Genomic DNA, 12371 nt, shown 5'->3' on the forward strand with positions numbered 1-12371 from the left:
GATGGCAGACGCGCATTCTAGCGCAGGCATGGGTGCTGATGCCAGCTTCACGCGCTGAATCCGATGTAACCCGTTGCCTGCGGCATCGGCCCGGGGCTGCTGCCGTTGCTAGAATCCGGCCGCAGGAGGAACGACCTCCCCCACATCGGGATTCAATGACCAGGACGGCCTGGCCCTACCAAAGGAGGGCTGTCATGGCCTGGATCTATCTGTTGTTTGCCGGCTTGCTGGAAATCGTCTGGGCCGTGTCGATGAAGCAGTCTGAAGGCTTCACCAAACTCACCCCCACCGTCATCACCATCGTCGGCATGATCGCCAGCTTCTGGCTGCTGGCCATCGCCATGCGCAGCCTGCCGCTGGGCACCGCTTATACGATCTGGACCGGCATCGGCGCGGTCGGCGCCTTCGTGGTCGGCATCGTGTTCCTGGGCGAGCAGGTCAGCCCGATGCGGATTGGCGCAGCGGTGCTTATCGTCGCTGGCCTGGTGCTGATGAAACTCTCCAGCAGCTGAGGCTGGTAACTGGTGTGACGGGGATAAGGATATTCCCGTTTAGCCGGAACAAGAGAATATGCATATTCGGCAAAGTCGTGACGACTGCCGTGATTATTTGACGGCCATCATGAAAATAACGTGCCGGATTCACGTGGTGCTGGCGGTGGCGGTCGCACAGTGCGCCCATTCGTCAGGCGAAACCGGGGAGTTTTCGCGATGACGGACGTGCAGGGGCACGCAGCTCCTGCAGTGCTTGGACGTGAAAGTGTGAGTGTTTTCCAGGGTTGATACCGCAGGTCTTGCTCCCAAGGTGGGGCAGGGCGGGACGACATCACCTCAAAAAAACCTGCCTGCTGTGCCACCGGTCATTTCATGGAGATTTACCGATGAACCGCATTTACCGTCTGGTTTTCAATCGTGCCCTCGGCGTAATGCAGGTTGCTTCGGAGGTCGCCCAGAATCCCGGCGGAAGTGCCGCCACCTCGGCAAGGTTGCCGCGATTGCGGACGCACCAGTTGGCGGTTGCCTTAGCCGCCACGCTGGCCAGTGGTTCGGCGTTCGCGGCGTGCAACACGGTGGGCGCAGTCGTTACCTGCGACCCTGGCACTACGGTCAACAACTACACCAACGCTACCTCCGGCATCACGCTGAACGTACTGGCGGGGGCCACGCTGCGCACGCCCCCGGTTATCGGTGGTGGCAACGCGGCGACGTTGAGCGGCGACAACGTGACGGTCAACAACAGTGGCACGATCGATCCGAGCTCGATCATCCTCGCCTCGCCCGGCCTGGTCGTCGGCAATGGTTCGGCCAACAACAGCGCGATCGTCGTCAACAACAATGCAGGCGGCCAGATCAAGGGGGTCGTCAACATCGCAACGCTGCTGGGTTTCGGTGGACAGGCGCTGGTGGCACAGAATGTCAACGGTACCACCACCGTCAATAACACCGGCCTGATCAGCACGTCGTTGATCGGCGTTGGCAGTGTGTCCGACGCGACCACGGTGGTGACCTATGGCGGCGCGGCAGCCAATGTGACCAACAGCGGCACCATCGACGGACGCGTCGGCCTGGGAGCCTCTGGCGGCAATACATTCCTCAATGCGGGCACTGTCAACGGCAGCGTGCACCTGGGTGACTCGACCGGCGGCAATACCTTCACGGCCGTTGCCGGTTCCAGCGTCTCCGCGAGTGGCGGCGTTGCAGGCGCGGGTACGCTGACCGGCATTGCCGGCGTAAAGGTTGCGGCTGCAGGCACGGTCAACGCAGGTGCCGGTACCGGTGCGGCCAACAACACGCTGGTACTGCAGGACAACGCCGGCAACAACGGTCCGGTATCCAGCATCGGCTGGAGCAACTATCTGGGCTTCCAGAAGCTGACCGTCAACAGCGGCACCTGGAATCTGCAGGGACCGTGGTCTGGAACAGGGGCGATCACCCTCGGCGGTGGCCAGGTGAACTTCGACAGCAACACGTCGTTCGGTTCCGGGCTGTTCACCGTCAACGGCGGCGCGATCGCTGCAGGTGGTACAGGCCTGTCCCTGGGCAACAACTTCGCCCTCAATGCCGGGCTGACCCTGGGCGGCACCAACGCCTTTGGTTTGAGTGGCGTGCTTTCGGGGGCGGGCGGCCTGACCGTCAACAACACCGGCGTGGTCACGCTGGGCGGCGCCAATCTGTTCTCCGGTGGCGTCAACCTCAACGCCGGTGGCTTGCTGCTTGGCAATGCCGGTGCACTTGGCGGCGGCAGCCTGACGGTAGGCGGCAGCGCATCGCTGGATACCAGCGGGGCCTTCAACCTCGCCAACAACATCGTCGTCAACAGCGGTGGCAACCTCAATCTGCTCGGCAGCAATGCGGTCACCCTCAATGGTTCACTGTCGGGTGCGGGCAACCTGATCAAGAGCGGTGCGGGCACGCTGACCCTGGGCGGCGCGAATTTGCTGACCGGCGGTTTCTCGATCACCGGGGGGGCGCTGGCGCTCGGTGCGGGTGGCAGTCTGTCGCCCACCGGTGCGTTGACGCTGGCCACCGGCACGACGCTGGACCTCACCGTTGCAGCCAACCAGACCGTGGGTTCGCTGGCAGGGCTCGGCGGCACCGTGAACCTGGGCACCCGCACATTGACCCTCGGCGGGCTCGGCAACACCTCCTTCGCTGGCAACTTCACCGGCACCACGGGCGGCTTGATCAAGGTGGGTACCGGCATACAGACCCTGTTGGGCAGCAACGCGCTTACCGGCGGCGTGGCCCTCAACGGCGGCGGGCTGCTGCTGGGCAACAGCAACGCGTTGGGCACAGGTACGTTGAGCGTCGGTGCTGAAGTCACTCTGGATGGCACAACCGCGCTTTCGTTGGGCAACGACGTCTCGCTTGGCACCGGAGGTTCGCTGGCGCTGCAGGGCGGGCAGCCGTTGGTATTCAACGGTGTGATTTCCGGCGACGGCAGCCTGGTCAAGAACGGCGCCGCACTGCTCACGTTGAATGGCGCCAACACATTCGGCGGCGGTGTGGTCGTCAATGGCGGCAACCTGCTGCTGGGCAGCAACACGGCACTGGGTACCGGCCTGCTGGACATCAACAATGCCGCCACGCTGGATGCAAGCGCGGCGTTGAACCTGACCAACAACATCAACCTTGCCGCAGGTGGTTCGCTGAACGTGCTGGGCGGCCAGCCGCTGACGCTGGGCGGCGTCCTGGGTGGCAATGGCGGCCTGATAAAGAGCGGCGCTTCGACCCTGACGCTGACCGGCGCCAATACCTTCACCGGCGGTTTGAACGTTGCTGCCGGCACGGTGGCGTTAGGCAGTGGCGGCAGCCTGGCCGCGACCGGCGCGGTCAGCCTGTCGGGGGCCGGGGCGGCGCTGGATCTTTCCCTGGGGGGCAATCAGACCATCGGTGCGCTGTCCGGCGTGGCCGGTAGCAGCGTAGCCTTGGGCGCCAACATGCTCAGCTTTGGTAGTGCGACCGACCAGACGTTCGCCGGTGTGATCAGTGGCGTCGGCGGAGGCCTGGTAAAGACCGGCAGCGGCGTACAGACATTGTCCGGTGCAAACACCTTTACCGGCGGCGTCGCGCTCAATGCCGGCGGTCTGCTGCTGGGCAACAGCGGTGCGCTGGGAACCGGTGCGCTGAGCATCACCGGTGCTGCGACGCTGGACGGCACTACCGCGCTCAACCTGGGCAACCTCGTCAACCTTGGCGCGGAGCTGACGTTGGGGGGCAGCAACAACATCACCTTGGCCGGCGACATCTCCGGCGTCGGCAGCCTGACCAAGAACGGCGCCTCGCTGCTGACCTTGAACGGCGCCAATGGCTTCAGCGGAGGTCTGAACCTCAATGCCGGCAGCGTGGTGCTGGGCAGCAGCGCAGCGGCAGGGACCGGCGCGCTGAACATCGGTGGCAACGTGTCGCTGGACGGATCGACCGCACTGAACCTGATCAACAACGTTGCATTGGCTACCGGTGCGATCCTTACGCTCCCCGGCAGCCAGAACGTCACCCTGGGCGGCGTGGTGTCCGGCGACGGTGGCCTGGTGAAGAACGGCGCCACGGTGTTGACGCTCAATGGTGCCAATACCTTCGGTGGCGGCCTGAGCCTGGCCGGCGGCGGCCTGCTGCTGGGCAACAGTGGAGCGCTGGGAACCGGCGCACTGAACGTTGCTGCGAACGCCAGCCTGGATGGCATCGTTGCGCTTGATCTGACCAATGCGGTCAACCTTGGCGCAGGCTCGGCACTGACGCTGATCGGCAGCAACGCACTGACGCTCGGTGGTGTAGTGTCCGGTACCGGCGGTCTGGTCAAGAACGGCGCCGGTACACTGACTCTCGGTAACGCCAACGGCTTCAGTGGTGGCCTGGCGTTGAACGGTGGCAACCTGCAGCTGGGCAATGCCGACGCTCTGGGAACGGGCGCGCTCAACGTCGGCGGCAATGCAACGCTGGATACTGCAGCAGCCTACACCGTAGGCAACGCGATCAACCTGGCTTCGGGTACCACGCTTGCCCTGCAGGGCAGCAATGCGCTGACGCTCGGCGGTGTGGTGGCCGGCAATGGTGCATTGGTCAAGAACGGTGCGGCCTCGTTGACCCTGACCAATGCGAACACCTACGTCGGCGGCACCACGATCAACGCTGGAACCCTGGCACTTGGCGCGGGCGGCAGCCTGGCTCTCGGTGGTGACGTCACCCTCGGCGGTGCTGGCGCGGGCTTTGACATATCGGCGGCAACCGGCAGCCAGACCATTGGTGCGCTGAATGGCGTGCTCGATTCGACGGTTGCGCTGGGCGGAAATTCACTGACCTTCGGCACCGCCACCAATGCGGTGTTCGGCGGCGTGATCAGCGGAGGCGGTAGTCTGGTCAAGGTGGGCGCAGGGGTGCAGACCCTGTCCGGCGTCAACACCTTCGGCGGCGGCGTCAGCCTCAATGCCGGTGGCCTGGTGCTCGGCAATGACGCGGCGCTGGGCAGCGGTGCGCTGACCGTGGGCGGTGCGGCGACGCTCGATACCAGCCTGGCAGCGACGCTGGTCAACAACATCGCACTCAACGCCGGCTTGACCGTGCTGGGCAGCAATGCGCTGACGCTCAACGGGGTGATCTCCGGCACCGGCGGCCTGACCAAGAACGGCGCTGCCACGCTCACCTTGAACGGTGTGAACACCTATACCGGCGGCACCAATGTCAATGCCGGCACGTTGGCACTGGGGGCAGGTGCAAGCCTGGCCGCCAGCGGCATCGTCAACCTGGCCACCGGCGCCATCCTGGATCTCTCTGCGGGCAGTGGTACCCAGACCTTCGGCACGCTGACCGGCAATGGCACGGTCAACCTGGGGGCGAACTCGATCACTGTCGGCGGACCGACCAACGGTGTCTTCAGCGGCTCCATCGCCGGCACAGGTGGCCTGATCAAGGAGGGGACCGGCACTGAAACGCTGACCGGTACCAACACCTTCACCGGTGGCACGCTGATCAATGCGGGCACGCTGGCGATCGGTGCCGGCGGCAGCCTGGCGGCAACAGGCGCGGTTACGCTGTCCGCGCCGGGCACCGGCTTCGATATCTCGGCCGCGGGTAACCAGGCGATCGGCGCGCTCAACGGCGTCGCCGGCAGCGCCGTGGCGCTGGGTGGCAACACGCTGACCTTTGGCGGCACCGACAACGGCACCTTCGATGGCGTGATCGGTGGTACCGGCGGGCTGGTCAAGAACGGCGCGGGCATCCAGACGCTGGGCGCTGCCAACCTCTTCAGTGGTGGGGTGGCACTCAACGGTGGCGGCCTGGTGGTCGGCAACAATGCCGCGCTGGGTACCGGCGCGCTGACCGTGGGCGCCAACGCGTCGCTGGACAGCAGCATTGCCGCGACTCTCGGCAACGACATCGGCCTGCTGGCCGGCGCGACGCTCAATCTGCTCGGCAGCAATGCATTGACGTTGGGCGGGGCAGTCACTGGCGACGGTGGCCTGATCAAGAACGGCGCGGCAACGGTGACCCTGACCGGCAGCAATACCTTCACCGGCGGTACGGTCATCAACAGCGGCACGCTGGCGATCGGCGCGGGCGGAAGCCTGTCGCCGACCGGTGCGGTGAACCTGGCCGGTACCGGCACGTTCGACATCTCCGCCGGTGGCAATCAGGGCATCGGTTCGCTGGCGGGCGTTGCCGGCAGCACGGTGTCGCTGGGCGGCAACAACCTGACTCTGGGAGGCACCACCGACGCGACCTTCAACGGCGCCCTGACCGGCAGCGGTGGACTGGTCAAGAATGGCAGTGGCGTGCAGACGCTCAACGGTGCCAGCACCTTCGGTGGCGGCGTCACCCTCAATGCCGGCGGCCTGGTGGTGGGCAACAACACGGCGCTGGGTACGGGCACGCTGACGGTCGGCGGCGCTTCCACGCTTGATTCCAGCAGCGCGGTGACCTTGGCCAACAACCTGGTGCTCAACGCCGGCCTGACCGTACTTGGCAGCAACGATCTCACGCTCAATGGCGATCTGTCGGGTACCGGCAGCCTGACCAAGGACGGCGTTGCTACTCTCACGTTGAACGGCACCAACACCTATACCGGCGGGACCAACATCAACGCGGGTACGCTCGCCCTCGGTGCCGGTGCCAGCCTCAGCGCAAGCGGCATCGTCAATCTCGCCACGGGTGCCACCTTCGATCTTTCAGCGGGCAGTGGCACGCAGGTGTTCGGCACGCTGATCGGCAATGGTACGGTCAACCTTGGTGCGAACACGTTGACCATCGGTGATTCCACCAACGGCGTGTTCAGTGGTTCGATCGGCGGCACCGGTGGCCTGATCAAGGCAGGCACGGGTACCGAGACATTGACCGGCACCAACACCTTCACTGGCGGCACCACCGTCAACGCCGGCACGCTGGCGATCGGTGCCGGTGGCAGCCTGGCCGCAACCGGCGTGGTGAACCTGGCCAACGCCGGTACCGGTTTTGACATCTCCAGCGGTGGCAACCAGGCCATCGGTACGCTGTCCGGTGTTGCCGGCAGCACGATCAGCCTTGGCGGCAACACGCTGACCACCAACGCAGCGGGCAACAGCACGTTTGCCGGCGACATCAGCGGCAGCGGTGGACTGGTCAAGAACGGTGCGGGCGTGCTCGGCCTGACCGGCAGCAACACCTTCGGTGGCGGAGTGGCGCTCAATGCCGGTGGTCTGTCGCTGGGCAGCAATGGTGCCCTGGGTACCGGCGCGCTGACCGTCGGCGGCGATGCCACGCTGGATGGCAGTGTGCCGCTGACCCTGGGCAACAACGTGCAGCTGGCAAGCGGCACGCTGACCCTGCTGGGCGGCACGCCGCTGACGCTGGACGGCGACATCGCCGGCGCCGGCAACCTGCTGAAGGATGGCGCAGCGACGGTGACCCTGGGCGGTGCCAGCAGCTACACCGGTACCACGACGATCAACAGCGGCACCCTGGCAGTCGCCGCCGGTGGCAGCCTGTCCTCGGCCAGCACGGTGAATCTGGCCGGCGCCGGAACGCTGGATATCAGTGCGGCCGGCAACCAGAGCATCGGTGGCCTTGCCGGTGTTGCCAGCGGCAACGTGGTGCTGGGCGGTTCCACGCTGACCACCGGCGGCAGCAATGCCAGCACCACCTTCGGCGGCACCATCGGTGGAAGCGGTGGGCTGGTGCAGACTGGCACCGGCACGTTGACCCTGACCGGCAACAACACCTACACCGGTGGCACCACCATCAACGGGGGCAGCACGTTGCAGATCGGCAATGGCGGCGCGACCGGTGCGATTGTTGGCGACGTGACCAACAACGGCGCGCTGGTAGTCAACCTGTCGGGCAACACGACACTCGGTGGGACTCTCAGCGGCAGCGGTGGCCTGACCCAGGCGGGCAGCGGCACGCTGACCCTGACCGGCAACAACACCTATACCGGCGGCACCACCATCAACAGCGGTGGCACCCTGCAGGTGGGCAACGGTGGTGCCACGGGGGCGATCATCGGCGACGTCGGCAACAACGGCAGCCTGGTGTTCAACGTCGGTGGCAACACCACGCTCGGTGGCGTGGTCAGTGGCAGCGGCGGGCTGACCCAGGCCGGAGCCGGCACGCTGACCTTGACCGGCAACAACACCTACACCGGCGGTACCACCATCAACACCGGCGCTACGCTGCAGGTCGGCAATGGCGGTGCCAGCGGTGCGATCGCCGGCAACGTCAACAACAACGGCAGCCTGGTGTTCAATGTCGGCGGCAACACCACGCTTGGCGGCGTGGTCAGTGGCAGCGGCGGGTTGACCCAGGCGGGCAGCGGCACACTGACCCTGACCGGCAACAACACCTATACCGGTGGCACCACGATCAACGCTGGTGGCACCGTGCAGATCGGCAACGGCGGCGCCAGCGGCGCGATCACCGGCAACATCACCAACAACGGTGGCCTGGTGGTCAACACCGGCGGCACCACGACACTGGGTGGCAGCATCAGTGGTACGGGCAGCATCGTGCAGGCCGGCCCGGGCCCGCTCAACCTGGGCGGCAACAGTGGCGGATTCACCGGTACCGGCCAGGTCACCGGCGGTGGCCTGAATGTCACCGGCACCATCGGTGGCCAATGGACCATCGGCAGCGGCACCACGTTGTCGGGTACCGGCACCATCGGTGGCAGCGCTGGCGGCGTCACCGTGAGCAATGGCGGCGTGCTGTCGCCGGGCAACGGCCCAGGCAATGGCAGCAGTGGCGGCAACGGTGCGGGCACGATCACCGTGGGTGGCAACCTGACTCTGGCACCGGGCAGCACGTTGTCGGTCGACCTGGGCGCTACCGGCAGTGACGTGGTGCAGGTGGGCGGCAGCGCGAACATCGGCGGTGCATCGGTGGTGGTCAATGCCATCGACCCGAACACCAGCTACCAGCAGGGCCAGCAGTACACGATCATCAACGCAGGCGGCGGCGTCAGCGGGCAGTTCGTGCCGCCAACCACCACCTCGGCGTTCCTCTCACTGAGCCCGGTCTATACACCGAATGCCGCGCAGCTGAAGATCGATGTGAAGCAGACAGCGGCCTTCGTCACTGCTGCGCAGACCCGCAACCAGCTGGGCGTGGCATCGGCGCTGGACAGCCTGCCGCAGACCGGCGCGGCGCTGGGCCTGTACAACACGCTGCTGGCCTACGACACCGCCACCGCGCGCAACGCCTTCAACCAGCTCTCCGGTGAAGTGCATGCGGCCAGCCGTGCAGTGCTGCTGTACGACAACTACCTGGAAGAGGGCATCCGCCAGCGTCTGGGCAGCGAGCTGCCGACGGTGCGTGGCGAGCGCGCTTCGGCATGGCTGGCCGGTAGCGGCAAGGTGTTCAAGCAGGACGGTGATGGCAACGGTGACGAGATCCGTGCCAACCGCAATGCACTGATGGCCGGTGTCGACTGGAGGCTCGGCGAGCATGTAGTGCTGGGTGCGGCGGCGGGCAGCGAGCGGCTGGACACGCGGCTGTACGATCGCCAGTCGCGTGCACGCCTGCGTGGCAATACCTATGGGCTGTATGCGCAGGGCGAGTGGAACAACGGGTTTGCGGTCGGTGGCAGCGTGTCGCGCGGTGATTACCGCACGCGCACCACGCGTGAAGTGCCGCTGCTGGCACAGACGCTGCACAGCCGCCAGGATTCGGATGTCACCATCGCCCAGATCGAAGGCAGCTGGACCTGGACCCATGGCAGGACGCAGCTGCAGCCGTACGTGCAGTTCACCAAGCACTGGGTGGACAGCGATCGCGCGGTGGAGCAGGGCGGCAGCGCAGCGCTGGTGCTGGAGGGCGGCAAGGACACGCTCAATGTCAGCACCGTCGGCGTACGCGGCCGCTGGGATGTGGGCAGCGGCGAGCGCTATCCGGCACAGTTGACGGTCGGGCTGGGCTGGCAGCACGCGTCCGGTGACACCGACGTAGCCAGCCGGCAGAGTTTCGCCGTCGGTGGCAATGCGTTCGATGCCTACAGTGCCGTGATGGCGCGCAATGCGCTGGTCAGCCAGGTCGGCGTAGCGGTTGGCCTGGGACGCAGCAGCCAGCTGTCGCTGTTCGTGCAGGGCCAGCATGGTGACGGTCGCAACGATATCGGTGGCCAGTTGAACCTGCGCGTCGGGTTCTGAGCTGGTTTGCCAACGATAGATCCACGGCATGCGTGGATCCGTCGGGAGCGGGGGCTACAGCACCCGCTCCATTTCCACGGCGTCGATCCCGGCGCCGTGGCCGTCGGCCACTACGCGTACCACCTGGAAGCCGAGGCCGGCATAGAAGCCCTGCGTGTGCTGGCTGGTGCTGAGCGTGATGCGCTGGATCGACCGGTCTGCTTCAGCCTGGTGCAGGCGGGCCACTGCCAGCGCGCGTCCCAGCCCCTGTCTGTGGCGACCTCGTTCAACCATGCCCCAGCAGAAGCTGGCGCTGCCTTCGCCACAGTTCCAGAGGCCGCCACAGGCCACCACCTGGCCCTCGACTTCGATCACCTGGAATACGCACTGCGCGGCGTGTTCATGCAGGAAGCGTTCGAAGTCTCCTCGCTCCTGGGGGGCGAAATAGGTGGGCACGTTGCTGTCGAAGATCGACAGGCAGGCGGTGATGTCTGTGGGGCGGTAGAGGCGGAAGTTCACGAGGCCTCGATTCTCAAGATCAGGGTCATGCGCGGAAATCAGGTGTCATAGATCCCGCTATCCCAAGGCTCGAAGAACGCCATGTAATTGCCCGGTTGCATCTCCACTGCCCAAACATCTTCATCGTCATAAGGCGGGCGCACCACGAGTCCAAAGGTAGTGCCGAAGCGCTCCAGAGCGAATGGTGCGACATTGATTCTCTGATAGGTGACTTCGCCCAGTTCATTAAGGTGTGCCTCGTAGAGACGCCTGCGCTCTGCCCGGTCCAAGGTTGCACGCTGGCCAAGCTCGTCGATGCGGGCCTCAAGCAGATTGCCAGCCGTATCGAAAAGATAGAGAGCAATGTACTCGCCTCCGCCTCCGCCTCCGCCTCCGGTGGAGCTGGGGACGAAGGGCGTCGTCAGGAAGAACTGCTTCCCGTCAGCGGTTTGTCCGACATGTTCCGCATGATAGTCGTCGTGCTCGATTGCGATCAGGTCCGGGCGGCTCATGGCGGTTTCCTTCAGGGGAGCGCAATTGAATACCGGTCACTGATGCCCTTCAAGGCTATTAGCGACATTCAGGCTGAAATTCCCGCCAGCACGGCGTACATCAGCTCGAAGCTCACCAGGAACAGGTAGACACCGCCGTTGGCGAAAGAGCGCTGCTGCCTCCACAGCAGATAGATCGGGACCGCCAGCCACAGCGTACAGCGGTGGGAAGCCGCTGCGAGCATCCACGCATGGCGTTGAGCAAATTGACGTATCCGGAGTAACAAGCCCCTATGTTGTGGGTCTGCGCCGATAGGGAGCGGTGAGAAGGAGAGGCTGTTGAGTCGAGCCTGACCCCTTGAACCGCGTGGCATTCGGATCACGATTTGAGATTGCAGTGCTTACATTGGCGAGAGGGCTAGGGAGGCGAGATGATCATTTTCAGGACGAGTGAAGACACCATCCTTCAAGTTGTGAAGCACCAGAAATATGCGCTTGCGGGCACGCCAGCCAAGCTCTCCCCCGGTGATTGCATTCTGCTTTCGCTTGTTGGGAGCCGCGAGGTTGCTTTCAGGATGGAACTGATCCGCGTTCGGTTGGACAGAAACAACGAGACGGACAAAATCTTTGGAAGGCATTGGCCCGTGATTCTCGACTGTAGGGGCTGTTTGCCGCTGACGACGCCTTTCGTGATGAGTGACCATGCGGTATCGGGGCACAACTATGGGCCCGGAGGGACGAGCGTCTACGTTCAGCGTCAAGACCAAGAGGTCATCCGCGCAAAGGGCCTTCTCGAAACAAGGCCGTGGGCGGAATACCTGGGGGCGTAGCCCCCCATCACCGGGGAATTGTCGGGTGAATCCATGCGCCCGATCCCGGTGCGGGTTGCGCCCCGGTACCCGCCTTCGGCCGCCGTTCGTGCATGTCCGCGCATCTGGAGGAACAAGCCCCTCTGTTGAGGGGCTGCCCCGACAGGGCGGGGAGAGGCAGGCAAAGGGAGGGGCCCGGACGTTGCGCAGCAACGTCTGGGGCGAAGCGCGCGCAGCGCACTTCGCGTCCCCAGCCAGATAAATAAAAAAGGCCACCCGAAGGGCAGCCTTTTTTATTTATCTGGCGGAGAGAGGGGGATTCGAACCCCCGAAGCGCGGTTTAGACGCTTACACACTTTCCAGGCGTGCTCCTTCAACCACTCGGACACCTCTCCGGATCCCTGCCATCGGCAAACGCCTCAGCAGGGGCGCAGATTCTAGCGGGCGCAGCGGCAGGACACAAGCACTGGTTTGCAGGGCGAG

At 65.0% G+C, this 12371-nt stretch carries 6 protein-coding genes and 1 tRNA gene; 2 read left to right on the forward strand and 5 right to left on the reverse strand.

Annotation, left to right across the window (positions count from 1 at the left end; genetic code table 11):
• Positions 1–194 precede the first annotated feature (194 nt).
• A complete protein-coding gene (gene sugE, locus QP457_RS04745; RefSeq protein WP_180163736.1) occupies positions 195–512 on the forward strand; it encodes a quaternary ammonium compound efflux SMR transporter SugE in 318 nt (105 codons plus the stop codon).
• A gap of 368 nt (positions 513–880) precedes the next feature.
• Positions 881–10111, forward strand: a complete 9231-nt coding sequence (locus QP457_RS04750) for an autotransporter-associated beta strand repeat-containing protein (protein ID WP_205405101.1) — start codon at positions 881–883, stop codon at positions 10109–10111.
• A gap of 54 nt (positions 10112–10165) precedes the next feature.
• Here the strand turns inward: QP457_RS04750 and QP457_RS04755 are convergent, their stop codons facing one another.
• The 5 genes from QP457_RS04755 to QP457_RS04775 form a co-directional block, all read right to left on the reverse strand.
• Entirely contained in the window at positions 10166–10609 is a 444-nt protein-coding gene (locus QP457_RS04755) for a GNAT family N-acetyltransferase (RefSeq protein WP_205405100.1), read from the reverse strand.
• A 38-nt stretch (positions 10610–10647) separates the two neighbouring features.
• Positions 10648–11100, reverse strand: a complete 453-nt coding sequence (locus tag QP457_RS04760) for a hypothetical protein (protein ID WP_205405099.1) — start codon at positions 11098–11100, stop codon at positions 10648–10650.
• A gap of 68 nt (positions 11101–11168) precedes the next feature.
• The gene (locus tag QP457_RS04765; RefSeq protein WP_205405127.1) at positions 11169–11324 is read right to left on the reverse strand and encodes a hypothetical protein; all 156 of its coding nucleotides are present in this window, start codon (positions 11322–11324) and stop codon (positions 11169–11171) included.
• Between the two features lie 156 nt (positions 11325–11480).
• The gene (locus tag QP457_RS04770; RefSeq protein ID WP_205405098.1) at positions 11481–11717 is read right to left on the reverse strand and encodes a hypothetical protein; all 237 of its coding nucleotides are present in this window, start codon (positions 11715–11717) and stop codon (positions 11481–11483) included.
• Between the two features lie 473 nt (positions 11718–12190).
• Positions 12191–12283, reverse strand: a tRNA-Ser gene (locus QP457_RS04775).
• Positions 12284–12371 lie beyond the last annotated feature (88 nt).

The sequence above is a fragment of the Stenotrophomonas sp. As-7 genome (assembly GCF_030291015.1).
Classification (GTDB): domain Bacteria; phylum Pseudomonadota; class Gammaproteobacteria; order Xanthomonadales; family Xanthomonadaceae; genus Stenotrophomonas; species Stenotrophomonas lactitubi.

Coding starts and splice junctions, on each gene's coding strand:
- sugE (WP_180163736.1), top strand. CDS start 195: ATGGCCTGGATCTATCTGTTGTTTGCCGGCTTGCTGGAAATCGTCTGG.
- QP457_RS04750 (WP_205405101.1), top strand. CDS start 881: ATGAACCGCATTTACCGTCTGGTTTTCAATCGTGCCCTCGGCGTAATG.
- QP457_RS04760 (WP_205405099.1), bottom strand. CDS start 11,100: ATGAGCCGCCCGGACCTGATCGCAATCGAGCACGACGACTATCATGCG.
- QP457_RS04765 (WP_205405127.1), bottom strand. CDS start 11,324: ATGCTCGCAGCGGCTTCCCACCGCTGTACGCTGTGGCTGGCGGTCCCG.
- QP457_RS04770 (WP_205405098.1), bottom strand. CDS start 11,717: ATGCCTTCCAAAGATTTTGTCCGTCTCGTTGTTTCTGTCCAACCGAAC.